The organism is Streptomyces sp. NBC_00569, from assembly GCF_036345255.1.
GTDB lineage: Bacteria > Actinomycetota > Actinomycetes > Streptomycetales > Streptomycetaceae > Streptomyces.
The window spans coordinates 8,733,797-8,756,198 of sequence record NZ_CP107783.1; the positions used below are offsets into that span (position 1 = coordinate 8,733,797).

25 protein-coding genes and 3 pseudogenes are annotated in these 22,402 nt (G+C 69.7%); 12 read left to right on the forward strand and 16 right to left on the reverse strand.

Annotated features, from left to right (window positions below):
- Nucleotides 1-119: 119 nt before the first annotated feature.
- On the forward strand, nucleotides 120-578 hold the full coding sequence (locus tag OHO83_RS39440) for a glycoside hydrolase family 75 protein (protein ID WP_443066076.1): 459 nt from the start codon (nucleotides 120-122) through the stop codon (nucleotides 576-578).
- Nucleotides 579-654: 76 nt separating this feature from the next.
- Here the strand turns inward: OHO83_RS39440 and OHO83_RS39445 are convergent, their stop codons facing one another.
- Genes OHO83_RS39445 through dhaK form a run of 3 tightly spaced genes read right to left on the reverse strand, consistent with a single transcriptional unit; the run spans nucleotide 655 to nucleotide 2,721 of the window.
- A complete protein-coding gene (locus OHO83_RS39445; RefSeq protein ID WP_266667190.1) occupies nucleotides 655-1,089 on the reverse strand; it encodes a PTS-dependent dihydroxyacetone kinase phosphotransferase subunit DhaM in 435 nt (144 codons plus the stop codon).
- Nucleotides 1,082-1,684 (reverse strand): dihydroxyacetone kinase subunit DhaL, encoded by a 603-nt coding sequence (gene dhaL, locus OHO83_RS39450; RefSeq protein ID WP_266667188.1) that lies wholly within the window; start codon nucleotides 1,682-1,684, stop codon nucleotides 1,082-1,084. Before dhaL ends, OHO83_RS39445 begins: the two co-directional genes overlap by 8 nt.
- Before the next feature lie 44 nt (nucleotides 1,685-1,728).
- A complete protein-coding gene (gene dhaK / locus OHO83_RS39455; protein WP_266667186.1) occupies nucleotides 1,729-2,721 on the reverse strand; it encodes a dihydroxyacetone kinase subunit DhaK in 993 nt (330 codons plus the stop codon).
- Nucleotides 2,722-3,002: 281 nt separating this feature from the next.
- Here dhaK and OHO83_RS39460 point away from each other — a divergent pair, with 281 nt between their 5' ends.
- The gene (locus OHO83_RS39460; protein ID WP_266667184.1) at nucleotides 3,003-3,314 is read left to right on the forward strand and encodes a hypothetical protein; all 312 of its coding nucleotides are present in this window, start codon (nucleotides 3,003-3,005) and stop codon (nucleotides 3,312-3,314) included.
- 633 nt (nucleotides 3,315-3,947) lie between these two features.
- Here the strand turns inward: OHO83_RS39460 and OHO83_RS39465 are convergent.
- Nucleotides 3,948-4,844 carry an RNA polymerase sigma-70 factor gene (locus OHO83_RS39465; protein ID WP_266667182.1) on the reverse strand — a complete coding sequence of 299 codons (897 nt, stop codon included), beginning with the start codon at nucleotides 4,842-4,844 and terminating at the stop codon, nucleotides 3,948-3,950.
- A gap of 247 nt (nucleotides 4,845-5,091) precedes the next feature.
- Entirely contained in the window at nucleotides 5,092-6,291 is a 1,200-nt protein-coding gene (locus OHO83_RS39470) for an NAD(P)/FAD-dependent oxidoreductase (RefSeq protein WP_266676131.1), read from the reverse strand.
- Between the two features lie 653 nt (nucleotides 6,292-6,944).
- Here OHO83_RS39470 and OHO83_RS39475 point away from each other — a divergent pair.
- Nucleotides 6,945-7,346: pseudogene (locus OHO83_RS39475) on the forward strand (CoA-transferase); the annotation flags it as partial.
- Between the two features lie 76 nt (nucleotides 7,347-7,422).
- On the opposite strand, the gene OHO83_RS39480 reads toward OHO83_RS39475, so the two are convergent.
- Both OHO83_RS39480 and OHO83_RS39485 read right to left on the reverse strand, forming a co-directional pair.
- Nucleotides 7,423-8,403 (reverse strand): NADPH:quinone reductase, encoded by a 981-nt coding sequence (locus OHO83_RS39480; protein ID WP_329436472.1) that lies wholly within the window; start codon nucleotides 8,401-8,403, stop codon nucleotides 7,423-7,425.
- Between the two features lie 20 nt (nucleotides 8,404-8,423).
- Nucleotides 8,424-8,954 carry a PadR family transcriptional regulator gene (locus OHO83_RS39485; RefSeq protein ID WP_266667178.1) on the reverse strand — a complete coding sequence of 177 codons (531 nt, stop codon included), beginning with the start codon at nucleotides 8,952-8,954 and terminating at the stop codon, nucleotides 8,424-8,426.
- A gap of 473 nt (nucleotides 8,955-9,427) precedes the next feature.
- Between OHO83_RS39485 and OHO83_RS39490 the strand changes: the two genes are divergently transcribed.
- From OHO83_RS39490 to OHO83_RS39495, 3 genes and pseudogenes are all read left to right on the forward strand, one after another.
- Complete coding sequence (locus tag OHO83_RS39490) at nucleotides 9,428-10,384, forward strand: adenosine kinase (RefSeq protein ID WP_266667176.1); 957 nt, start codon at nucleotides 9,428-9,430, stop codon at nucleotides 10,382-10,384.
- Nucleotides 10,381-10,521: pseudogene (locus OHO83_RS47110) on the forward strand (NAD(P)-binding protein); the annotation flags it as partial. The gene OHO83_RS39490 and the pseudogene OHO83_RS47110, both read left to right, overlap by 4 nt.
- Before the next feature lie 98 nt (nucleotides 10,522-10,619).
- On the forward strand, nucleotides 10,620-10,934 hold the full coding sequence (locus tag OHO83_RS39495) for an ABC transporter ATP-binding protein (RefSeq protein ID WP_329436474.1): 315 nt from the start codon (nucleotides 10,620-10,622) through the stop codon (nucleotides 10,932-10,934).
- A gap of 341 nt (nucleotides 10,935-11,275) precedes the next feature.
- Here the strand turns inward: OHO83_RS39495 and OHO83_RS39500 are convergent, their stop codons facing one another.
- Entirely contained in the window at nucleotides 11,276-12,247 is a 972-nt protein-coding gene (locus OHO83_RS39500) for a LysR family transcriptional regulator (RefSeq protein WP_266667174.1), read from the reverse strand.
- A gap of 106 nt (nucleotides 12,248-12,353) precedes the next feature.
- Between OHO83_RS39500 and OHO83_RS39505 the strand changes: the two genes are divergently transcribed.
- On the forward strand, nucleotides 12,354-12,980 hold the full coding sequence (locus tag OHO83_RS39505; RefSeq protein ID WP_266667172.1) for a LysE family translocator: 627 nt from the start codon (nucleotides 12,354-12,356) through the stop codon (nucleotides 12,978-12,980).
- 380 nt (nucleotides 12,981-13,360) lie between these two features.
- On the opposite strand, the gene OHO83_RS39510 is transcribed toward OHO83_RS39505, so the two are convergent.
- On the reverse strand, nucleotides 13,361-13,603 hold the full coding sequence (locus OHO83_RS39510; RefSeq protein ID WP_266667170.1) for a hypothetical protein: 243 nt from the start codon (nucleotides 13,601-13,603) through the stop codon (nucleotides 13,361-13,363).
- The gene (locus OHO83_RS39515; protein WP_266667168.1) at nucleotides 13,564-13,962 is read right to left on the reverse strand and encodes a KUP/HAK/KT family potassium transporter; all 399 of its coding nucleotides are present in this window, start codon (nucleotides 13,960-13,962) and stop codon (nucleotides 13,564-13,566) included. The genes OHO83_RS39510 and OHO83_RS39515 overlap by 40 nt, the downstream gene beginning before the upstream one ends.
- A gap of 580 nt (nucleotides 13,963-14,542) precedes the next feature.
- Here OHO83_RS39515 and OHO83_RS39520 point away from each other — a divergent pair.
- Nucleotides 14,543-14,866, forward strand: a complete 324-nt coding sequence (locus tag OHO83_RS39520; protein ID WP_330280572.1) for a hypothetical protein — start codon at nucleotides 14,543-14,545, stop codon at nucleotides 14,864-14,866.
- 487 nt (nucleotides 14,867-15,353) lie between these two features.
- On the opposite strand, the pseudogene OHO83_RS39525 reads toward OHO83_RS39520, so the two are convergent.
- From OHO83_RS39525 to OHO83_RS39535, 3 genes and pseudogenes are all read right to left on the reverse strand, one after another.
- Nucleotides 15,354-15,713, reverse strand: a pseudogene (locus tag OHO83_RS39525) (MsnO8 family LLM class oxidoreductase); the annotation flags it as partial.
- A gap of 92 nt (nucleotides 15,714-15,805) precedes the next feature.
- On the reverse strand, nucleotides 15,806-16,762 hold the full coding sequence (locus OHO83_RS39530) for a nuclear transport factor 2 family protein (RefSeq protein WP_266667166.1): 957 nt from the start codon (nucleotides 16,760-16,762) through the stop codon (nucleotides 15,806-15,808).
- A gap of 85 nt (nucleotides 16,763-16,847) precedes the next feature.
- Entirely contained in the window at nucleotides 16,848-17,225 is a 378-nt protein-coding gene (locus OHO83_RS39535) for a MerR family transcriptional regulator (RefSeq protein ID WP_323186834.1), read from the reverse strand.
- Between the two features lie 50 nt (nucleotides 17,226-17,275).
- Here OHO83_RS39535 and OHO83_RS39540 point away from each other — a divergent pair, with 50 nt between their 5' ends.
- From OHO83_RS39540 to OHO83_RS39550, 3 genes are all read left to right on the forward strand, one after another.
- Nucleotides 17,276-18,547: an MFS transporter gene (locus tag OHO83_RS39540; RefSeq protein ID WP_330280573.1), complete on the forward strand. Its 1,272-nt coding sequence runs from the start codon at nucleotides 17,276-17,278 to the stop codon at nucleotides 18,545-18,547.
- A gap of 63 nt (nucleotides 18,548-18,610) precedes the next feature.
- Nucleotides 18,611-19,606 (forward strand): LLM class flavin-dependent oxidoreductase, encoded by a 996-nt coding sequence (locus OHO83_RS39545; protein ID WP_266667162.1) that lies wholly within the window; start codon nucleotides 18,611-18,613, stop codon nucleotides 19,604-19,606.
- Nucleotides 19,607-19,643: 37 nt separating this feature from the next.
- On the forward strand, nucleotides 19,644-19,814 hold the full coding sequence (locus OHO83_RS39550; protein ID WP_329436482.1) for a hypothetical protein: 171 nt from the start codon (nucleotides 19,644-19,646) through the stop codon (nucleotides 19,812-19,814).
- Between the two features lie 20 nt (nucleotides 19,815-19,834).
- Here OHO83_RS39550 and OHO83_RS39555 read toward each other — a convergent pair whose 3' ends face one another.
- The gene (locus tag OHO83_RS39555) at nucleotides 19,835-21,097 is read right to left on the reverse strand and encodes an MFS transporter (RefSeq protein WP_330280574.1); all 1,263 of its coding nucleotides are present in this window, start codon (nucleotides 21,095-21,097) and stop codon (nucleotides 19,835-19,837) included.
- 65 nt (nucleotides 21,098-21,162) lie between these two features.
- A complete protein-coding gene (locus OHO83_RS39560; protein WP_266667156.1) occupies nucleotides 21,163-21,513 on the reverse strand; it encodes a cyclophilin-like fold protein in 351 nt (116 codons plus the stop codon).
- Here OHO83_RS39560 and OHO83_RS39565 point away from each other — a divergent pair.
- Nucleotides 21,512-21,733: a hypothetical protein gene (locus tag OHO83_RS39565; protein ID WP_266667154.1), complete on the forward strand. Its 222-nt coding sequence runs from the start codon at nucleotides 21,512-21,514 to the stop codon at nucleotides 21,731-21,733. The genes OHO83_RS39560 and OHO83_RS39565 overlap by 2 nt on opposite strands.
- On the opposite strand, the gene OHO83_RS39570 is transcribed toward OHO83_RS39565, so the two are convergent.
- Complete coding sequence (locus OHO83_RS39570; protein ID WP_329436486.1) at nucleotides 21,709-22,374, reverse strand: SDR family NAD(P)-dependent oxidoreductase; 666 nt, start codon at nucleotides 22,372-22,374, stop codon at nucleotides 21,709-21,711. The genes OHO83_RS39565 and OHO83_RS39570 overlap by 25 nt on opposite strands.
- Nucleotides 22,375-22,402 lie beyond the last annotated feature (28 nt).

The following is a 22,402-nucleotide window of genomic DNA, read 5'->3' on the forward strand; positions in this document are numbered from 1 at the left end:
CGTGCGGGCCGCGGACCTGCTGGGCAAGGTGAAAGGGTGCGCGACAGATCTCGCGCGGCCGCTACCGCACCGACGAACGGGCGCCCGCGAACATCCCGGTCTGCGGCAAGGGTGACGCCGTGTACTGGAAGGCCGACATGGACATCGACTGCGACGGCCGCTCAGGGACCCACTGCAACAGCCGCACCGACCCGGTGTTCTTGAGCGCCACCGCCTACCGGGACTCCCACGGCGGAGCTCTCGCCGCGGAAAGCCTCCCGTACGTCGTCGTCCCCGGCGCGAGCCCCATATGGACCCCTGCGGCCCACGGCATCCGCGGCGGAACGGTGGCCGCGATCATCTACCGAAACCAGGTCCAGTACGCCGTCGTCGGCGACACCGGGCCGACGGACGTCATCGGCGAGGCCTCGTACGCCGCCGTGGTGAACCTCGGCATCAACCCGGATCCCGTACGCGGCGGCGCCGGCGAAGTCACGTACATCCTGTTCAAGAACACCGCAGTGTCGCCCATCGAGAGCCACCGGGCCGCGGTGGCGCTGGGCGAGGCACAGGCGAAGAAGTTCCTGGCCGTCAACTGAGCCCGGAACAGGCCGGGTCGGAGCGACGAACGCACGCGGCGCGCCGGGGCGGCGGGTGAGCCGCCGCCCCGGTCGCTCACACCTTCCGGTACGTGTACGCCTCGACGGCAGCCGCCTCGACCGCGTCCAGATCCGCCCCCGCCGACGCCGTGACGACCGCGGCCACCGCCCCCTCGACGAAGGGGGCGTCCACCAGGCGCGCCCCGTCCGGGAGGTCGCCGCCCTCCGCGAGCAGCGCCTTCACCGTGAGCACCGCACTGCCCAGATCGGCGAGCACGGCGACGCCCGCACCACGATCCACCGACCGAGCTGCGCCGCAGATCAGCTCCGCGCTGGTGCCGAGCCCACCGTCCTCGGTGCCGCCCGCCGGTGCCAGAGGAACGGCCGCACCGTCGCCCGCGAGCCCCGTCGCCAGCTCCGCCACCGACTCGGCGACGGCCCGGCTGTGCGACACGAGGACGATCCCGACGACCTTCTCCTGACCGCTGCCCACGCCCCCAGGATCACTCATCGCGGGCCGCCTCGGCCAGCGCCCCGATCAGCAGCGCCGACGACGTGGCGCCCGGGTCCTGATGCCCGATGCTGCGCTCGCCCAGATAGCTCGCCCGCCCCTTGCGCGCCTGCATCGGAGTCGTCGCGAGCGCGCCCTGCTCGGCGGCGGAGGCGGCCGCGTCGAAAGAAGTGCCGAGCGCGTCGACCGCGGGCACCAGCGCGTCGATCATGGTCTTGTCGCCCGGCGCGGCACCGCCCAGCGTCATGACCGCGTCCACCCCGGTCCGCAACGCCGCGGCGAGCTCCGCCTCACTGACCTCGGGCGCGTCCCCCAGCGCCTTGCCCGTACGGCGCAGGAGCGTCCCGTACAGCGGACCCGACGCGCCGCCCACGGTCGAGATCAACTGGCGCCCGGCCAGGGTGAGAACACCACCCGGGGTGGCCGGTGCCTCCTTCTCCAGGGCGGCGCTCACGGCCACGAAACCGCGCTGCAGATTGCTGCCGTGGTCGGCGTCACCGATCGGCGAGTCGAGTTCGGTGAGCCGGGTCGCCTCCCGGTCGACAGCCGCGGTGGCCGCCGTGAGCCAGCGTCGGAAGAAATCGGCGTCGAGCACGTCATCTCCTTGCGTGGTGGTGATGGTTCGGACGACGGACTGCCTCACATGCCCCAGCGCAGGCCCGCCGTGCTGACGGGCGCGTCCCACAGGCGCAGCATCTCCTCGTCGACCTGGCACAGAGTGACGGAGGCACCGGCCATGTCGAGCGAGGTGACGTAGTTCCCGACGAGGGTGCGCGCCACCGGCACGCCGCGCTCGGTGAGCACGCGCTGGACCTCGGCGTTGAACCCGTAGAGCTCCAGCAGCGGGGTCGCGCCCATGCCGTTGACGAGGACGAGTACCGGGCCGGTCGGCTGAAGGTCCTCGAGGACGGCGTCCACGGAGAAGTCGGCGATCTCGCCGGAGGTCATCATGGCGCGCCGCTCGCGGCCCGGCTCCCCGTGGATGCCGACGCCCAACTCCAGCTCGCCGGGCGGCAGATCGAAGGTCGGGCTGCCCTTGGCGGGCGTGGCGCACGCGCTCAGGGCCACACCGAAACTCCGTGCGTTCGCGTTGACCTGACGGGCGATCGCCTCCACGCGCTCCAGCGACTGCCCCTCCTCGGCCGCCGCACCCGCGATCTTCTCGACGAACAGGGTCGCGCCCGTGCCGCGCCGGCCCGCGGTGTACAGACTGTCCGTGACGGCCACGTCGTCGTCGACGAGGACCCTGGCGACCTGGATCCCCTCGTCCTCGGCGAGTTCCGCGGCCATGTCGAAGTTGAGCACGTCACCCGTGTAGTTCTTCACCACGAAGAGCACCCCGGCGCCGCTGTCCACGGCGGCCGCGGCCCGCACCATCTGGTCCGGCACCGGCGACGTGAACACCTCACCCGGACAGGCGGCCGACAGCATCCCGTGCCCCACGAACCCCCCGTGCAGCGGCTCGTGCCCCGACCCACCGCCGGAGACGATCGCGACCTTCCCCTCGACGGGGGCGTCCCGGCGCGCGATCACCCGGTTCTCGACATCGACGTTCAGCTCCGGATGAGCCGCAGCCATCCCCCGCAACGCGTCGGCGACCACGGTCTCGGCCACGTTGATGAGCATCTTCATGGGTACCTCCAAGTGAGCGAAGCATCTGGGCCTCTGGCCAGTGTTTTTTCCCTGGTCAAAGCGGGTTTGGAAGGTTTTCGATCTTGGCGGTCCGTGGCGGCTGGGAGCGGGTTCTGGCGGGGCTGTTGCTGACCTATTGCTGACTTTACTGACGGAGTATCAGGTGGACGTGTAGTTGCGGACCGGCGCTCCCAACCGCTCACTCACGGCAGTATCGGCTCTCGCGGAGACCTGGTCACGTGTGCGGCGTGGGTGGTTGGCAGAAGGTGTCGTCGCCAAGCATGGCGATCTTTCGCACCCCCAAGCCGATTCTGCGTGACGCCCACGACAAGGGTTCGATGGCGGAAGACCCTGTGGAAGGCATGCAAGAGCCGGAGTATGTCCGCCAAAAGATGGTCGTTCCTTCCTTCGCGTACTTGAAGCAAGCCCTGACTGTCGCGGATGAGGGCCTCGTGCTGGAGATCGTGATGATGGCGGGGTGCGGGCTGCGCAACGGAGAGGCCCAGGCCGTCAACATCAACAACCTCGTGGCCGATGACGTCTACCGAGTGCACGAGCAGATCCACTCCAACCCCGCCGGCCGGCAAACCTGAAGCACCGCAAGGCGGGGGAGTCCCGGGAGGTTCCTATGCCCAGCTCGGTGCGAGAAGCGATTGAGCAGTACGAGGAGAAGCACGGCGCCACGTAGGTGAGCTATCTGCTGCGCGGGCCGGGCCGATGCTGCCTCTCTCGCCAGCCCGCCATGCCGCCCGCCGCCAATCATGGCGAGCCGCAAGGCACGTTGCCGCCTGGCCAGCGTGAAACTACAGGCTCGACTCGCTTCAGGTGCATAGTGGCGGGACGGAGACTTCTCCCGTCCCCCGGCTCGGTTAGACGATCTTGGCGGGGAACCCGCCGAGATCTGCACCGTTCCACCTGCGGTCGACTGAAACCAGGGAACGGCGAAGGCTCATACCACTACTCGGCCGAGCCCTGCCGTATCCGCTGGCGGGCCTTCTCGTAGAAGTTGTGTGCCGCGTCGAGTCAGCGGCTCGTCTCCGCGTACGTCAGGACGTGGCGGAGCTTGGTGAGTACGCGCCAGTTTCTTCAGGTCGGCGAAGCCGTGCTCGTTTGCCGCGCGTTCCCGGCTGACCAGCCGGTCCGCTTGCTTCTCCGGGGCGGTCAGCGGCTTGTGCCGCGACGCCTGCGCTACCGCGCACGTCGGTCGGCCGTGTCGAGGGGGACGGTCAGCGGGAGGTGAGGGGGGTTTCGGACTCAACGCGGGTGAGCTTTTCGGGGTTGCGGACGTAGTAGAGACCCGTGACGCGAGCGTTCTCCACGCGGAAGGCCAGCACGCCGTCGATCACGCCGTCCACGCGCAGGATAAGTCCGGGGTTGCCGTTGACCGTCGTGGGCTCACTGGTGAAGGTGCCGCCGGCCTTTTCGACACTGCCGGCCATGTAACGGAGCACCTTGTCGGCGCCGACGACCGGTCGCAAGGCCGCCAGCCTGAGGCCGCCGCCGTCGCTGACGAAGACAACATCCGGGGCGAGTACGTCGAGCAGCCCCTGTAGGTCCCCGGTCTCGAGCGCGGACTGGAACGAATTCAACGCTGCCCGGGTTTCTTCCGGGGATACCGATGTGCGCGGCCGGCGGGCGTCGACGTGCCGGCGGGCGCGGTAGGAGATCTGGCGTGCGGCGGCGGGGCTCTTGTCGATCGCGGCCGCGATGTCGGCGTAGCCGAAGTCGAAGACCTCGCGCAGCACGAAGACGGCGCGCTCGGTCGGTGAGAGGGTTTCGAGGATGAACATGAGTGCCAGCGACAAGTTCTCGGACAGTTCGACGTCCTCGGCCACGTCCGGCGCGGTGAGCAGGGGCTCGGGCAGCCAGGGGCCGACGTAGGCCTCCTTGCGCCGTTTGAGGGTGCGTAGCCGGTTGAGTGCTTGCCGGGTCGTGATCCGTACCAGGTAGGCGCGCTGGTCCTGCACCTGCTCCAGGTCGACCTTGATCCACCGCAGCCAGGCCTCCTGGAGGACGTCCTCGGCGTCCGCTGCCGATCCGAGCATCTCGTACGCGACGGTGAACAGCAGGTCGCGGTGGGCGACGAAGGCCTCGGTCGCGGGCTCGGTGACGTGGTCGTTCATGTCGTGCGCTTCACTTTCTCGTGGTTGGCCCCATGTGCCGGAAACGGGCCGTAAGGAACATGAACCCAGTCCGATGACGGGGTTGTCGGCAGCAGCCTCCCCACTGGTCAGGCCACGTGGGGTGGGGGGGATGGCACCCCGGTGCCCGGCCATGGCATACGAGGCCGAGGCGTTGGGCGCTTGTCACTCCGGCTCGGTCCTTGTTGGGCCGGACCGGTCGGTCCGGCCCAACAAGGGGACTTGGCGGCTAGGCCGCGCGTCGGATGTCGGGCGGCGTCGTGGGGTGTTCCGGCAGAGACGTTTCCAGGCGGTCGGTGCCGTCGCCGTGGGATGCGCGGGAACTGGCCTTGCGCGCCCCGGACACCAACTTATTGAGGGTGAACCGGCAGGCGATCTCTTTGACGCCGGCACCGGGTCGCCCGCTGATGCGGAGCGCGTTCACCTTGTCGTTCGGGTAGGAGAACTGGGTGATGCCCTCGTTTCGGCCGAGGCTGAGGCATTGCCCGGCGAAGAACATCCGGACGCGAGCGGGTGCTTTCCCCGCGATCCGGCGCAGGATCGTGTCGGCGGCTGCCGGGCCCAGCTGCACGGCGGCCTGGCAGCTCATCCGGAACGGCTGGTCCGTCATCACCGCCGCGTCCCCGGCGGCGACGATGCGCACGTCGTCCACACTGGTCAGCGTCGCGTCGGTGAGCAGGCGGCCGTCGGTGTCGGTGCGCAGCCCGCTGCGGGCGGCCAGGTCCGGGACACGGAATCCCGCGGTCCAGATGGTCACCGCGCTGGGCAGCGAGCGGGCGTCGTCGAGCTGTACGGCGTCCTGTGTCACTTCCCTCACCCGCGCACGGGGGCCTTCGAGGACGGTCACACCCAGCTTGGCGAGCCGGCGGGCGACCGGGCGGCGGACCCGGGCGTGCAGGGAGGGGCCGAGCGCGTCGCCGCAGACCAGGGTGACCTTGCGGCCCGATTCCGCCAGCTCGGCGGCGGTCTCCAGGCCGGTCGGTCCGGCCCCGACCACGGTCACCGAAGCCGACGCGGACGTCGTATCCAGCGCCGACCGCAGTCGTTGCGCCCCCTCGAAGTCCGACACCCAGTGAGCGAACTCCGCCGCTCCGGGCACGCCGGGATCGGCGGCGCCGCTGCCCACCGCGTAGACGAGGTAGTCGTAGGAGAGTGTGTCACCACCCGCCAACGACACCCGGCGCCCGGCAGCGTCGATTCGGGTCGCGGTGTCGACCACCAGGCGGACGTCCCCGCCCAGAACTTCACCGAAGCCCTCGACCGCGTCGTCGGAGCCGGTCACTAGCTGGTGCAGGCGGATCCGCGAGACGAACTCGGGGCGCGGATTGACCAGGGTCACCGACACGCCATCGCGCCGAGCCAGGCTGTTGGCGGCTGTCACGCCCCCGTACCCGCCGCCGATCACGACCACCTGGACGTTCCCGTTCATCATGTCTCCCTCGTTCTTATGGACTCGGCATTGAGACACCAGCCGCGCATCCGGTGTAACAGCTCGCGGATGAGACGTAGCGCACATCGGACGCGGCAGAAGCGCCGCCCCTTCCGCCGCGAGTGGCGTGACGCGGCCCTGACGAGGTCGGGGCAAGGGCCGGGGAGTCTCGCGGTCGCGGGCGAGGGGGCCCAGCCTGCGGCACTCGGCCTGACACGGCTCGGTGGTGGCCGCGCGGGCGACTGGAGCCGACGGACACGACGTGGTGCCAGCCCGACATGCGCTTGCGGTGCCAGGCCTGGGGAGTCCCCTGGCGTGGCGGGGAAGACCGGTGCCCAGCGCCGCCGGGGCTCCTTGGAGACGACGGCCCGCAAGGTCACATACCCAGCTCCGGCGTCTAGGATCGCGCTGACCAGCAGGTTCTCGGGTTGTCTCACGTCCTGCCCTTGCCGAGACGAAGAGCTGCATGGACCTCGCCTGCCTGCTGCTCATCGCCAACGCCCTGATCCACGACCAGGGCCGCCGGTTCGACACCATCGAGGACATCGACGACGTCACAGGGAATCCGGAATGCAAGGCACAACGCCACCCGGCTTCAAGGACGAGATGCTCTTCGTCTGCCGCGTACCCAAGGAGGTCGAGGTCACCCCGCGGGATCCGCGTACTTCCACCACGCCGACTCCTTCGCCTTGATGCGCGGCGGCCATCTCGACATCTGTGTCCTCGGCGCGTTCCAGGTCTCCGCCACCGGCGACCTGGCCAACTGGCAGACGGGTGCCCCCGACGCCATCCCTGCCGTCGGCGGAGCCATGGACCTGGCGATTGGGGCGAAGAAGGTGTTCGTGATGATGACCCTGTTCACCAAAGACGGCACGCCCAAGCTGGTGCCCGAGTGCGGCTACCCGCTCACCGGCCTCGGCTGCGTCGACCGCGTCTACACCGACCTCGCGGTCTTCGACATCACCCCCCAAGGAGTGCGCGTCACGCAGACATTCGGCATCACACCGGACGAGCTCGCCGCACGCCTGGACGTACCCCTGACCGTCGTCGAGTAGTGCTTCACGGGTGGGGAATCGCCGTCGCCGAACTACGTCGGCGACGGCTGGTCGGCGCGGAGCGCCAGAGCAGACGTCAGTCCGGAATGGTGACCAGTACCCGGCCGCGTCCGCCCGCATCGACCCGTTCATGAGCTTTGGCGATTTCCTGTAGCGGGTAGCGGTCGCCGACGTCGACGGTGACGGCGCCCACAGCAGCCGCAGCGATAAGATCCCGGGCCGCCTGCCGTTTGGCCTCGGCCGGGAAGTCGTCGCTGCCGAGCAGGCGCAGCGTAACGTTGTTGAACAGCAGGGGCCAGAAGGGGAGTTCGGTGCGGTCGGCGTGGGTTCCGTAGGCGGCGATGACCGCATCGAGTGCGGTGACCGCGTTGTCGAGGTCGGCGTTGGCAGAAAGCGACACTTCGATGACACGGTGCACGCCGTCCGGTGCATGCGCGCGAATTGCCGCGGCGGGGTCCTCCATGTCCAGGGCGACGGCGTGCGAGGCGACGGCTGGGTCGACGCGATCCAGATCGCGCTCGCGGCGGACGGTGCCGATGACCGTGGCTCCACCCCAGCGGGCGAGCTGAGCGGCCAACGAGCCCACACCGCCAAGGACGCCGTTCACAAGGACGAGTCGTCCGTCGACCGGGCCGTCCGCGAACACCGCTCGGTGCGCGGTGATACCAGGGATGCCGAGACTCGCCCCGAGCTCGTCGCCGAGGTGGTCGGGGAGTGGCACGGCCTGATGGTCCGGAACCACCGTGAACTGAGCGGCGGTACCGAAGGGCCGGTAGGACTGGGCTCCGTACACCCACACCCGCTCGCCCACGCGGCGGGTATCGACCCCACCGCCGACGGCATCGACGACGCCGGCGGCGTCACTGTGCGGGATCAACTGGGGATACGGCATGGAGGAGCCGAGCCAGCCGCGCCGCTTCTTGGTGTCGCCGGGATTGACCCCGGACACGTGGACTCGGACTCGGACTTCGCCAAAGCCGGGCTCAGGGTCGGGTAGTTCACCGACGTGCAGGACATCGGCGGCCGGGCCCTGTCGGTCGTACCAGGACGCGAACATGGAGGTACCTCCGGTGGCTCTCAGGGGCGGTCGGGTGCTGCCTTGCCCAGGACTTCGCGGAGCCATGTTCGTTCGGCTCGGCTCGTGGCACGGGCGGTGAGCATCAGGCCGCGCCGATATGGGTCGGCGACCTGCTCGGCGGACATCGGGCGGTCGCCGTCGTAGAAGAAGCTCGCGGGCTCCTCCAGGAAGGCGAGGCGGCGGAGGAGCACGGCGTGCTGCTCGGCGACGTCGGGCAACTGCGAGAGGAAAGCCAGGATCGTGGAGAACCGGGCGAAATCGGTGATCTCGTGATCGGCCGGCCTGCGCAGGCGCTCCAGCATGTCGGCGCGTCCCGCCTCGGTCAGGCTGAGTACATAGCGGGCGGCGCCCGCCCGCGGATCGGCCCGCCGTGCGAGTAGGCCCGCCTTGGCCAGTCGGGTGATGGCCGGGTACAGGCTTCCGTCACTGACCGGGCGAGTGAAGCCGGTCAGATGTGAGACGCGCCGTCGTAGTTCGTGACCTGGTATCGGGCCTTCGGCGAGGAAGCCCAGAATCGCGAGTTCCAGCATGAGGTCATCTTCTCATGCGTAACATCGAATCGATGTATACATCGCTTCGATGTTACGGATGGCCTCCCCTCGCTGTCGACAGTGCTCACACGTGGCCTGACCAGCACGGACGAGGTTACTGGCACCTTCAGGGTCACCCCGGTTCGCCTTGGGCACGCCAAGGTCCGGATGCTGCCAGGCCCGACCATCCCGAACACGCCGTGCTGTTGTCGATGTGCGCCAGGGAGCGCGTGACACCCACCAGCCAGAGAGAATTGCTGAAAGTTTCTGCAAGTGATTGCCGGAGTGGGAAGCGACTGTTTGACTCGCCTGGCGACAGGCAACAACGGCCCGGGCGCCGGGCAGCTCTCAGCGATCCGGCAAAGGCCGCCCTGGATCAGGCGCCACCATCCGCACCGCGAACTGCGGGGCGGGCCACTGCGCCCCCGTTCCGTGACCGGCCTGGCAACCCCTTTCAGCCCGAGAGGAACACCATGAGCATCGAGATCGACGTCCTCGTCCTGGGGGGCGCCGGCGTGGACACGATCGTGCACGTCCCCGAGCTGCCCCTTTCGTTCGCCGACAGTTACATGATCCAGCCAGGTATCCGGACACGCGCGGGACAGAGCGGCGACTTCGTCGCCCTGGGGGTGAGCAGCCTGGGACTTCGTACGCACCACCTCGACCTGATCGGCGACGACTACGAGGGCGACCTCGTCCGCGCTTTCCACCGGGACCAGGGCATCGCGTTCACCACGAGCCTCCAGCCCGAAGGCACTAAACGAGCGGTCAACCTCGTCGGCCCCGACGGGCGAAGGCTGTCCCTGTACGACGACACCCGCTCGCAGGAGACAGACCGGCTCCCCGAAGCGACGGTCCGGGAACTGGCCGCCGCGAGTCGTCACGCGCACGTCGTCATCACCTACCCGTGCGCGTTCACGCTGCCCACGCTGCGCGAAGCCGGCGTGACCATCTCCACCGACCTGCACAACTGGGACGGTATGAACCCCTATCACGAGGTATTCGCCTACGAGGCCGACCTCGTCTTCCTGTCCACCACCGCCCTGGCCGACCCCGAGCGGACCATGCGCCGGATCGTCGAGCGAGGCCGTGCCCGGGCGGTCATCGCCACGGCCGGGGCGGACGGGGCGTATCTCCTGGTCGATGGCGAGCTGTCACACATCCCCGCCGTCACACCCCCGGCACCGGTCGTGGACTCCAATGGCGCAGGCGACGCATTCGCGTCCGCCTTCCTCTACGGCTGGCTTAACGGCGAGCCTGCTGAGCGCTGCGGCCTGTACGGCGCGGTGGCCGGAGCCCATGCCTGCACCGTGCCGTCGATGCGTACCGACAGCATCACACGCGACGAACTCCACTCCCGCCTCGTGGAGTTGCAATGTGATGCGGCGCCCGCCGAGCACCGCGCCGAAGAAGCGGGATGGCGCGGATGAGCGCCGCCACGCGAACATCCGGTTACGACGTCGTCGTCCTGGGCGGAGGAGTCACCGGCAGCGTGTTGGCCGCACGCCTCAGCGAAGACCCCGCCCGCACGGTCTGCCTGGTGGAGGCGGGCCCCGACTACGGCCCCCATGTGGCGCACGTGGCCTCGTATGCTTTGCCGCGCAGGTACTCGGGGGCTGGTCTTCGAAAAGGGCGCGCCAGCGCGTCGCCATTGCCCGGGCGCTCGTGCCGCAACCCGCCGTCCTCGTCCTCGACGAAGCGGTGTCCGCCCTCGACCTCTCGGTCCAGGCGCAGGTCCTCGGCCTGCTCGCGGATCTGCGCGAACAGCGTGCCGTCTCCTATGTGTTCGTCACCCACGACCTGGCCGTCGCGCAGCAGATCACCGACGAGGTCCTGGTCGTGCACCTCGGCCGCGTCGTCGAGCAGGGGCCCACGGACCGAATCCTGTCGACCCCCGAACACCCCTACACGCGCGGGTTGTTGGATGCAGTGCCGCGTGCGGGGTGGCGGCCAGGAGGCGCCGCTGCCAGTCCACTCTGATGCCGCCTCCCTTGCCTGGACTCTTTGGGGTGTCGGCCGGAAAGGACGTACAGGCATTGAGGCCGTCGCCGTGTTGGCGGCGCTCGAAGGGTGGTTCTGGATCACCTCGGTGCCCGGGCCACGCAGGGTCACCGAAGCCGCAATTGTGAACGGCTGTGGGTGATGTGCTCCTCCAGGACTGCTTCGCACTGCTTGGGCGAACGTTGCGCCGGGGGCGTAGCAGGTCCCGGCCTCGCGCCGGTGTTCGCCGAGTTCCGTTGTGGTGGCCAAGCTCCGTCCACCGTTTGAGAGAGCCTCAGCCGGCCTGCCCCCGTACGCCCGAGGCACGCTGGCTATCAAGATCAATCGTGTGGTTGGGGCGGTGTGCTGTGCGCCGTTCCGGCTGTGGAGACGTCTCCACCGGTGTTGATCTCCTGCGCCACATCGCGCAGAAGCGTCAGGAAGACCGCAGCGAGCGGCGTGAGTGAGGTGTCGGCCATGGTGACCGCATGCAGTTCGCGGTGGGGTTGCGGTGGCGCGAGATCTCGGTGAACGATCCCGGGAGTCCGGGTCACGGCCAGATGGGACACGAGTGCGACGCCGATGCCGGTTCCGACGAGAGCCTGGGCCACTGCGTAGGAGGCGGTCTGGAAGCGGATCCGCGGGGTGAAGCCCGCCCTCTGCGTGGCCTGGTCGAACTGGTCCCGGGCGGCGGTTCCGGCGACGATCACCACCCACGCCTCGTGCTGCAACTCGGCCAGTTGGAGCGGGGTTTCACGCACCTGCCGGGTGGCCAGCGGATGATCGTCGGGCAGGGCGACCACCATCGGGTCGCGGAGCAGGTGATGGACGGCGACGTGCGGGGGCGGATCGGGCAGTTCGCTCCATGAGGCGATCACCGCGAGGTCCAGGCGTCCCTCGGCGACCTCGTCGGGGCCGCGCTCGGACAGCAGGTCCTCCACAGACACGTCCGCCTGCGGATGGCGGTGGCGCAGAGCGGTCAGGGCGGGCGGGAGCAGGTGGAGCGCGGCGGCCTGGAAGGCGCCGACCCGCAGCCGCAGCGACAGCCGTCCCAGCAACGCGTCCAGCCCTTCAGCGGCGGCTTCCGTGTGCTCGTCCACCGCCCGCCCGTGTCGGGCCAGGAGCGCACCCGCCGGTGTCAGCGAGGCGCCGCGCGGGCCGCGCAGCACCAGGGGGGCCTCCCAGTCCCGTTCGGCGCGCGCCACTTGCTGAGTCACCGCAGCGGGGCTGAGCCGGAGGGCGTGCGCGGCGCCGGTGAGTGAACCGTGCTGTTCGATCATGGCGAGCAGCCGCAGCTGTCCTGGGTCATGCATTCACTTATCTTAATACTGGCAGCTTCTTCCTTTACTTCTGTGAAACCAGCTCACGCGCCAGCCTGGAGAGGCGGATCCCCGCCTGCCCAGGAAAGGTTTCCTCACCGTGCCCACTCACCTGCCCGCCTTCGTGGCGACTGTCTGGCTGTTGACCATGCTTCCCGGTGCAGGCCAAGCGGTCATGGTCCGGCAGACCCTGGCGGGCGGCCACCGCCGGGCGCGCGCCACCATCGCGGGAAATGCCACCGGACTGCTGGTCTGGTCCACGGCTGCCGCGACCGGCCTGTCTGCCGTCCTCATGACCAACCCAGACGTATACGAAGTGCTTCGAGCGGCGGGCGGTTGCGTCCTGGTGGTTCTCGGCGTCACCACCCTCCGTGCGGCCCGCAAGGCCGCAGGCGCCGACACGCCCTCTGTGGAGGCAGAAAGGCCCAGGCGGTGGCGTGCCGCCTTTCTTTCGGGGCTCGGCACCGCCCTTGGCAACCCCAAGGCAGGCGTGTTCGCCATCTCCGTACTGCCTCAGTTCGTCACCCCCGATGGCCCGGTGCTGCTGTCCAGCCTCGCCCTCGGCGCGCTCTGGACCGCGATCAACGTCAGCTGGTACCTGCTCTTCACCTGGGCCGTCGGCCGGGGCGGCACCTTCTTCTCCCGGCCCGCTGTGCGCCGAGGGCTGAGCATCGGCACGGGCGTGGTCCTGGTCCTGCTCGGTGTGGGCGTCGCCGCAGGGGTGTGAGCCGCCGGCGCCGGTCGAACCGGGCAGGGGACGCGGGATTGGGCGCTGCCGCCCCCGAACAGCCCTACACACAAGGGATGTTGGACGCCGTGCCGAGCGCAGGGTGGCGGCCGGGAGGCGTCACGGTCAGCGCGCCCTGAGGACGCGACACGGCCCTGACGTCCGGGACGTGCTTGCGGCATCTCACCCACAGGGCACAGCGAACTCGCATGAACCTGGGCCCGCGCAGACATTTCTGTGGCGATTGGCGCCGTTTGCTATTGCCGGATCTGAGCGTTCAGGTTCCACAGGCCACGGAAGGCGGATGCGACCGCGGTGTCGTGGGCCTGTCCCGCTCGGAAATACGATGCGGCGCGGTGAGCTGCGGTGATGTCGTTCGGTCAGGCGACGAGGTGATACTCGTTGATGTGGCTGCTGAGGATGGGTTGTCGTCGGATCCGGCGGGCTTGGAGATCGGTGACGATGGCCGGGGCGGGCAATTCGGCGCTGTCCGAGGGCAGTTGCCGCCGGGGGTGGGGACAGTGCCCGTTGTAGTGCTGGATGTACTCGGCTAGTGACTTCACAGCATGGGACTCGTTGCAGATCAGGATCCGGTCGAGGATCTCGCGGCGCAGGGTGCCCACGGCTCGTTGCAGACCGCGTTCGCCTTCGATGCTTGAGGTGGGCTGAGCAGGATCTCCACGTCGTAGGACTGGAAGACCACGGCGGCGGTTCCCCTGCGCTGCACCAGGAACAGGATGACGATGATCACCGCGGTGATGGGCACGACCGCGTCCTCCAGTGACGGCTCGACGACCTTGAGTCCCTCGACCGCGGACAGCACCGAGATCGCCGGAGTGATCATGCTGTCGCCGAAGACCACGCCGAGAGCACCGATGACCACGGCGAGGCGCACCGTGTCGCGCGCGCTCGTCCGACGCGTGTCCAGTGTCCGCGATGGGGATCCGTCATCCGAGGAGGGTTCCTGTCGGCGATCGGCCATGGTGCTCCTCCTCGTGCGGGCCGCTGAGTCGCGGACCGGGGCGTCGGGGCGGACGATACTGATCCAAGGGCGCAATCGTCGGTAGGGGCGCCCTTCGTCTCGGCGAGCGTCGCCGGCGTGAATCCGGGGCCGGCGGGGAGCGCGTCGGCGACATGGCCGCGTCGTATCTGAGGCGTGGCAGGCCGAAGTCCTTCCGGTCGAGGAGGGGGTGGGGCGTGGCGCAGGTGAGGGTGGGTGGCGCGGGTCGGGGCATCGGCGCGATCAATCGGGTTCAGGAGCGTCTCCGCACTCGTCGACGAACTCGGAGCGCAGTACACCGCCGCCTGCGAAGAGCTCGCGAGGTCCGCCGCTCCTCTGCGCGACACGAGGACCCTGCATCCGTCTCGGGCCTGAACCGCTCAGGGGTCAGGCAGTGTCCGGCGGATCTCGAGCATGCAGCGCACAGACGGCAGCGGAGCTGTACGGAGATTGCCTGGCACCGGCATGGTCGGGCACCACCGGGTCCAGCGACAATGTGGGCATCTTCGGGCCGGGCGTTACTCGCGTTCCGGGCCTCTTGCGGTCGGAGCGGAGTGACACCATGGCATGGGTAGTAGGAACGGGCGCGTTCCTGGGGCTGCTGGCGATCGGATTGGGAATCGTCACGCTCCGGACAGGGTGGATCCTGCCCACGGCGCGCCGCCACGTCACCAGGCCCCAACTCCACGGTCTCGGTGCCCTGCTCACGGGCGCTTCCGTCGTTCTGCAGGGCCTCTTCTACTTTCGAGTCCTGCCGAGCGTTTCCTGGGAGGCCCGCTTCTTCACTGGGAACGCCCTGCTGTTGGCTGGGCTACTCCTGATTGCCCTCAGCCAGCTGCTGCCGCTCCGCCGAAACCCGAATCACGCCGATCCCTCAGATGTCTGAAGGGTGTCGGCGGATCACGGCCGGAGCCTAGGAGGATCGCAGCCACGGTGATGGTGCCGTGGAAGACGTGGCCTGGCTTGTCGAAGCGGGTGGCGACGGCCCGGGAATGAGGACGGCAGATCGCCGTCCTCATATCTGACGTGGAGCCCCCTCCACAGCCGCCACCAGATCCTCCAGAACCAGCGTGGCCTCCGGCTTGCGGCCGCGCTCAGGGCCCGTAACGACGTCGTCGTGTGCGTCGTGCCGTACCGGCTGATCCCGTGAAGCGGTCTCCACCGCGAGGCAGCTTCGGCGGAGTCCGTAACCACGTTCAGGGCGGCGGTACTTGGGCTACAGGCCGACGTCCCTGCGGCTCATGTCGTCCAGCGATTCACGGCGTATGAGGACGCGCGCGATGCTGTCGGACACGGCGACGACGGGCGGGCGGCCGACGAGGTTGTAACCGGAGGTTCTCGAGTTGGGCAGCGAAGTCCTGGTCGGCCGGGCGCCCGCGGCGGATGGCGGCGGCCGTCCACGGGTCGGTGCCCGGTGCGCGGCCGAGGCCGAGGTCGAAGCGGCCGGCGTGCAGGGCGTCCGGGGTGCCGATCTGTTCGGCGACCACGAGGGGCGCGTAGTTGGACAGGTTCAGGCTGCCGGTACCGACGCGGATGGTCTCGGTTCCGGCGGCGACGGCTCCGGCCAGGATGGTGTTGGCGGAGCGCGCCATTGGCGCCATGTTGTGGTGTTCGGCGAGCCAGTAGCGGTGGAAGCCCAGGCTTTCGGCGTGGGCGGCGAGTTCGACCGTGCGGTGCAGGGCGTTGCCGATGGAGTGGCCCCGGCGGATGGTGGCGAGGTCCAGGAGGGACAGCGCCGGGCCGGGGGGCGGCGTTGGTCATGAGTTGTGTCGATTCTTTGCGGATGAGGGTGCCGACGGCGAAGGAAGCCAGGAGCCGAGGTGGGCTACTCCTCCGTCGTGGAGATCCAGCCGGGGATGTAGTCGAAGCGGGAGATGCGCCAAGTGCCGTTCTCGCGGCGGAGATCCAGCTGGTAGTGGGCGCCGTAGAGGTCCCTGCCGGTGGGCGTGGTCGGCTGCTGGGGGATGATGCGGCCCACGACGAGGTGCCCGGTGGTGCCGGCCTCGTCGACGGTGATCTTCAGTGGGCGGCCGAAGTGCTGCATCCAGGGCCACAGGCGGCGGAAGGACTTCATCTGCCCGATGACGTCGTGCCGCCCCTGGCGGTCGCCCATCGGTGGGAACGACCCGAAGGCGTCCTCGGTGAAGCAGTCACTCAGCAGCGCGATGTCGCCCTGGTCGATGGCCCAGGAGTAGCGCGAGTAGAAGTCCTCGGCCTGGCGTATGGCGTCGTCGGGGTGGAGGTCCGGGATGCCGCGGGCCCAGGGCGAGTCGAGTTCGCTCACGATGGTGGGCGTCGGGTCGCCGAGCTTCCAGCCTTCGACGGACGGGAGGGTCCACTTGTCGAACCGGGCCGGGTCGCCGTCGGTCCATGGGATGGACAGCCGCAGGGTCTCGATGTGCCAGCCGACGTCAGTGCGGACGAGGTCGGCCAGAAGCGTCGCGCCGAAGACCGAGGCGGCCGGGCCGGACTGCGGGCTGATGCCGTAGAGGTAGGAGGTCAGGACCGCCCGCTCGTCGTTGCCGCCGACGTAGTGGTTGGTGGTGGTGATGGCGAAGGGCTGGGCCGAGTCCGGGGCGAAGTCCGTGCTGAACACGGCGGCGATGTCCGAGGCGCCGCGAGCCTTGCCGTGCGCACTGGAGTGCAGCTTGCTCGACTCGCTGAAGAGGCCGGCCAGCGCGGACGTATCGCCGTTCGCCCAGCCGTTGGCGAGGGTCTCCAGTACGGCGAGCACGTCTTTAGCCGTCCGGTGTGCGCGGGAGTCATGGTTGTGGGAGGTCATGCTGGCGACGCTAAACATTGACATCAATGTCAGTGTCAAACGCGGGCGACGTGCCACTCAGGTCCGGGCGGCGCCTCCCGCGCAGCTACGCCGCCTGGCTCGCGACCGTCAGGTAGGCGCGGATGGCGTCGCGATTGCGTGTCAGTGTGTCGATGCGCCGCTCGATCTCGCCGAGCTCGCGGGCGAGGTTCGCGGCCAGCGCCGGGTCGACCATGGGGCGCAGGGAGGTGCCCGCGCCGAGGAAACAGGGCACGATCTCTCGGATGACCTCGGTGCTCAGCCCCGCTTGGAGCAGGTCGCGGATCTGCTGCACGCGCTGGATCGAGCTCTCGGGGTAGTCCCGGTAGCCATTGGGCTGGCGGTCGGGGTGCAGGAGGTCCTGCTGCTCGTAGTAGCGCAGGAGCCTGGTGGAGACTCCGGTGTGGCGGGAGAGTTCGCCGATCTTCATGGTGTGGTACGTCACTCCGTTCCGGCTTGACCTTGACATTGATGTGCAAGTTTAGCTTCGGTGCCGTGAACGACGTACAGCACTCTTCCCTGCCCCGACGGGGCGGTCTCGGCCTCCTCGTCCTGTTCGTGGCCGCCTTCCTGACCATCACCACCGAGACCCTGCCGATGGGGCTCCTTCCACAGATGAGCAAGGGCCTGGGGACCTCCGAGTCGCAGGTCGGCCTGCTGGTCGCGGTGTACGCCTTCGTGATCATGGTGGTGACCCTGCCGCTCGCCTCGTGGACCGCCCGCTGGCCGCGGCGTCGGCTCTTCCTTGTGATCATGGCGGCCTTCGCCGTGAGCAACCTGCTGATGGCCCTCGCACCGAGCTTCCCCGTCGCGATCGTCGGCCGCGTGGTCGCCGCACTGGTGCACGGGGTGCTCTGGTCGATGATGGCCGCGTACGCCACCCGCATGGTCACCCCCGAACGGGCCGGTCGCGCGGTTGCCACTGTCTACGCGGGCAACAGCGCGGCACTGTCCCTCGGCGTCCCCCTGGGGACAGCCATGGGCAATGCGCTGGGCTGGCGATCGGCCTTCGTCGCGCTGGCCGTGGTGGCCGCGGTGATCACGGCGCTGGCCCCGGCCCTGCTGCCGCATGCCCCCGGCGCCCGCTCCAGCGACTCCTCGGTCACCAAGGCCTTCCGGATCCCCGGAGTCCTGGCCATTGCGCTGGCCACCACCTTGATCATGCTGGGCCACTTCACCCTCTACACCTACGTCGCGCCGTACCTGGCGCATGCCGGTGTCACCGAGCAAGCGGTCAGCCCTGTGCTGTTCGCCTTCGGCGTCGCCGGGATCGCGGGGGTGTGGTGCGCGGGCCTGTTGGTGGACCGGCGTCCGCGCGGTGCCCTGCTGGGCGCGGTGGGCATCATGGTCCTCGCCCTCGCGGCGCTGGCTGCTTTCGGCAGTTTCACGCCGGCGACGATCGCTCTGACCGTGGTGTGGGGGCTGGCCTACGCGGCCCTGCCGACCTTCCTGCAGTCGGCCGCGCTGAAGGCCGCGGGGGCCGCGCAGGCCGCCGCCTCCGCCCTCTTCATCATCGGCTTCAACCTCGGCATCGGCGGGGGATCGCTGGTCGGCGGGCAGATCCTGGACCACCTGGGCGCACCCGCGCTCCCCGCCGTGGCAGCCGTACTCGCCGTACTCGCCTGGCTCCTGGTCCTCGGAGCGCGCACCTCGGCCTTCCCCCGGAGCCCGCGTTTCCGCTCGGTCGTCGGGGCCGGGTCCACCCCCGAGCCCGCACCGGCCCGCGGCACCACCGAGCCTCGTCCCGAGGCATCCGTCCAGTCCTGAGCGCGGCGTCCACGCCGCCCGGCTTCCCTTCACTCCCGTTTCGGAAAGGCGATCCCGCACACTGTGAAGCACCTGCGTGACATTCCGCTGTCTCTGCTCAACCTCGCCCCCATCCGCAAGGGCGGCACCGCCACCGAGGCGCTGCACGAGACCATCGAACTCGCCTGCAAGGCCGAGGAGTTCGGCTACCACCGCTACTGGATCGCCGAGCACCACAACACGTCCGCCGTCGCTTCCTCGGCGACCTCCGTCCTGATCGGCCAGGTGGCCGCGGCCACCGAGCGGATCAAGGTCGGGTCCGGCGGCATCATGCTGCCCAACCACGCCCCGTACGTCGTCGCCGAGCAGTTCGGCACCCTTGCCTCGCTCTACCCCGGACGCATCGACCTGGGCCTGGGCCGCGCCCCCGGCACCGACCCCTGGACCGCGCAGGCCCTGCGCCGAGGCGAAGCCACCGCCAAGGACTTCCCCGCCCAGGTCACCGAGGTGCGCCGCTACCTCGGTCCCGGTGCGCCCACCCGCCGGGTGCGCGCCATCCCGGGCGAGGGCACCAACGTGCCGCTGTACATCCTCGGCTCCTCCACCTTCGGCGCCGCCCTGGCCGCGCAGGAGGGCCTGCCCTTCGTCTTCGCCTCGCACTTCGCGCCCGACCAGCTGCACGCCGCGCTGGACGTATACCGGAGCAACTTCCGCCCCTCGGAGAGCCTCGCGGCGCCGCACGCCATCGTCGGTGTGAACGTCGTCGCCGCGGACACCGACCGCGACGCCCAGCGGATCTTCACCACCCTGCAGCGCAAGTTCCTCACCCTGATCCGCGGCGAACTGCAGAACCTGCCACCCGTCGACGACATCGACCAACTGTGGTCCGAGCACGAGGCCGCCGCCGTTGGCTCCATGGTCAGGATCTCCGCCGTCGGCTCGCCGGCCACTGTCCGCCAGGGCCTGGACGACTTGGTCAAGAGCGCGCAGCCCGACGAACTGATCGTCCTGACCGAGACCTGGGACTTCAAGGACCGCATCCGCAGCTACGAACTCCTCGCGGAGCTGAAGAACGCATGACACCCAGCCACCGCCTCTAGAGGAAGGAACCGACGCCGTGAACAAGACGAGCAAGACCCTGTTCGTCAATGCGACGGTGGGCGCTCTCACGGTGCCGAACCGCTCTGCGATGGCACCGATGAGCCGGGCCCGCGCCGCAGCGGACGGCACCCCCACCGCATTGATGAGCGACTACTACGGGGTTCATGGGGGTGCTCCAGGTGGGTGAGGGGCGGGCGGTCGTCCAGTTCAGCTCCGCGCCGGTGCCGTGTCCGTGGTCGTGCGTGCTGCGGGGGCGGTCCTGTCGGGAGTGCAGTGGGCGACGGTGCGCGTCGTGGCGCGCCGGGTTGTGACGGCCAGGGCGATCAGCGGCAGCAGGGTCAGCCCGGCGAGGACGGCGCCCACCAGGGCGGGGCCGGTCACGCCGAGGGAGGAAGCGAGGGCCTGACCGGCGAGCGCGGAGCCGGCGGCGATGCCGGTGTTGTACGCGGACGTGGTCAGCGCGGAGGCCAGGGTGGGGGCGTCGCCGGCGAAGCGGACAGTGAGGGCGGTAACGACCGGGTTGATCGTGAATCCCGCCAGTGCCATGAGGAAGATCGGGGCGACGGCACCGGCCGGGCTGGTGGACAGCGGGATCAGCGCGAGCAGGATCAGCGCGGTCGCCGCGGCTGCCGGGATCGTCGTGACCATCGGTCGGCGGTCGCCGAACCGGCCGCCGATCGCGGTGCCGCCCAGCGCGCCGGCTCCGAACGCGATCAGCACCAGAGGTACGGCACCCTCGGGGATGCCGGCGCGGTCGGTCAGCAGCGGGGTGATGTAGGTGTAGACGGCCAGAACCCCGCCCATGATCAGCACGGCGGCGGCCAGGGCCAGCCACAGGCGGCCCTGCCGCAGCGCCCGGATCTCGTCCCGAACGGAAACCTGGGGGCGCTGCTGCGTTCGGGGGAGGAAGCGGCCGATGACGGCGGCGGCCAGTGCGGCGAGTGCGGCCAGGGCCCAGAACAGTCCGCGCCAGCCGGTGACGTGACCGGCCAGTGACCCGGCGGGGACGCCGACGACGTTGGCCAGGGTCAGGCCGCCCATCACCGCGCTGACGGCCCGGGTGGCGTTCGCAGGCCCGGCGGCGGTGGTGGCGATGACGAACCCGACGGCCCAGAACGCGCCGGTGGCCAGCGCGGCGACGAACCGGGCGGCCAAGACGATGGTGAAGGAGCTGGTGAGTGCTGCGATGACGTGCCCGGCGGCGAAGACGGTCAGGGCGAGGACGAGGGTGAGGCGCTGGGGCAGGCGCAGGGTGGCCAGGGCCATGGTCGGCCCGCCGACGATCATGCCGACGGCGAAGGCCGTGATCAGCAGGCCGGCGTGGGAGACGCTGGCTCCGAGGTCGGGGGCGATGTCCGGGAGGATCCCGGCGATGACGAATTCGGTGGTGCCCATCAGGAAGGTGCCGGCGGCGAGCACCCACACGACGAAGGGCAGCTTGCCCGGCGCGCGAGCGGCGGGAGCGGACATACGGAGAACTACTCCTCGGAAACAGGAAACAGGAAACAGGAAACAGGAAATGGGGTGGGCACTGGTCAGGTGGCGGGCTGGATGCGGACGCGGTCGGCGTTGGCCAGGCGTGCGATGTCGTCCTGGTCGGTGAGGTGACCGAAGATGACCAGGCCCGGTGAGGGGTGGCCGTCGCGGTAGAAGAGCGCCAGGTTGCCCCACGGCGCGTAGAACGCCAGGTCGCCTGCCTTGGGGACGGACGATTCGGGGGCGCCGTCGGTGCTCAGCTTGCGCGGCAGGTCGGCGACGCGCTCGGTTCCCTGGAAGTCGTCGAGATCGAGGGTGAGCGGCAGTAGCGCGGCGAAGTCCCGCGCGGTGGCGCTCTCGTTCAAGGTGGCGTCCACGGTGTGGCCGCCGATCGTGAGGCGAAGGTGCATGGTGCTGTTCTCCTGTTCGGTCGCCGGCCGGCCGGACGCGGACTGCCGAGGCGAGTCGTTGGACGGCGGCGACACCGTGGGCGCGGTGTCCGGTGTGGTGGTGCTGCACGCCGTTACAGCCAGCAGCAGCGCTACGGCCGCGACCGCGCGGGCACAGGTTCGCAGGGCGGAGCGGGGCATGGAGGATCTTTCGGATCAGTCGGGCATCGGTTCGGCGTAGTGCCGAAAGCCGTCCCGGTCGGTGTGCAGGCTGTACAGCCGCTCGGCCAGCGCGCTCGGGCTGGAGCGTTCGGAGTCCGGGCTGATGGCTCCGGGCACGATGAGCTGGGCGGCGTGGATGTTCTCGCCCGCGAGCGCGTCGTGGAGCATCGCCGCATACGCGCTCTCGCCGGCGAACGCGATCGAGGTGCCGGCCCGCTCGGGGTGCGGGCGGACCGCGCTGCCGCCGTTGACGAACAGCAGCGTGCCGCGCCCGAGCGCCCGCATCCCGGGTAGCACCGCGTTCACACAGGTCAGCGGGCCCTTGATGGAGAAGGCGACGGGGTCGTCGAGGTCGGCCGGGCTGGTGTCGAGGACCGGCTTCATGAAGTCGGCGCGGGGCACTGGGCTGAACTGCAGGATCTCCACCGGCCCCAGTTCCTCACCGGCCCGTCGCAGGGCGGTGGTGAGGGATTCGGGGTCCAGGACGTCGGCGGTGTAGCCGCGGGCCTGGATACCGTCTCGGCCCAGCTCGTCCACGAGCGGGACGAGGTGGTTGGGGCGGCGCGCGAGGAGGGCGACGGTGTGGCCGGAGGCGCCGAAGCGGCGGGCGCAGGCCAGGCCGAGGCCGGGACCGGCGCCGACGAGGGCGAAAGTCGTCACGAGAGATTCCTTTGCATGAGCAGCAGGG

Bases quoted from the DNA above. Each gene is read 5' to 3' on its own strand.
- OHO83_RS39445 (WP_266667190.1), bottom strand. From the start codon at position 1,089: ATGAGTGATCCTGGGGGCGTGGGCAGCGGTCAGGAGAAGGTCGTCGGG.
- dhaK (WP_266667186.1), bottom strand. From the start codon at position 2,721: ATGAAGATGCTCATCAACGTGGCCGAGACCGTGGTCGCCGACGCGTTG.
- OHO83_RS39460 (WP_266667184.1), top strand. From the start codon at position 3,003: ATGGCGATCTTTCGCACCCCCAAGCCGATTCTGCGTGACGCCCACGAC.
- OHO83_RS39465 (WP_266667182.1), bottom strand. From the start codon at position 4,844: ATGAACGACCACGTCACCGAGCCCGCGACCGAGGCCTTCGTCGCCCAC.
- OHO83_RS39470 (WP_266676131.1), bottom strand. From the start codon at position 6,291: ATGAACGGGAACGTCCAGGTGGTCGTGATCGGCGGCGGGTACGGGGGC.
- OHO83_RS39480 (WP_329436472.1), bottom strand. From the start codon at position 8,403: ATGTTCGCGTCCTGGTACGACCGACAGGGCCCGGCCGCCGATGTCCTG.
- OHO83_RS39485 (WP_266667178.1), bottom strand. From the start codon at position 8,954: ATGCTGGAACTCGCGATTCTGGGCTTCCTCGCCGAAGGCCCGATACCA.
- OHO83_RS39490 (WP_266667176.1), top strand. From the start codon at position 9,428: ATGAGCATCGAGATCGACGTCCTCGTCCTGGGGGGCGCCGGCGTGGAC.
- OHO83_RS39500 (WP_266667174.1), bottom strand. From the start codon at position 12,247: ATGCATGACCCAGGACAGCTGCGGCTGCTCGCCATGATCGAACAGCAC.
- OHO83_RS39515 (WP_266667168.1), bottom strand. From the start codon at position 13,962: ATGGCCGATCGCCGACAGGAACCCTCCTCGGATGACGGATCCCCATCG.
- OHO83_RS39520 (WP_330280572.1), top strand. From the start codon at position 14,543: ATGGCATGGGTAGTAGGAACGGGCGCGTTCCTGGGGCTGCTGGCGATC.
- OHO83_RS39530 (WP_266667166.1), bottom strand. From the start codon at position 16,762: ATGACCTCCCACAACCATGACTCCCGCGCACACCGGACGGCTAAAGAC.
- OHO83_RS39555 (WP_330280574.1), bottom strand. From the start codon at position 21,097: ATGTCCGCTCCCGCCGCTCGCGCGCCGGGCAAGCTGCCCTTCGTCGTG.
- OHO83_RS39565 (WP_266667154.1), top strand. From the start codon at position 21,512: ATGGTGCTGTTCTCCTGTTCGGTCGCCGGCCGGCCGGACGCGGACTGC.
- OHO83_RS39560 (WP_266667156.1), bottom strand. From the start codon at position 21,513: ATGCACCTTCGCCTCACGATCGGCGGCCACACCGTGGACGCCACCTTG.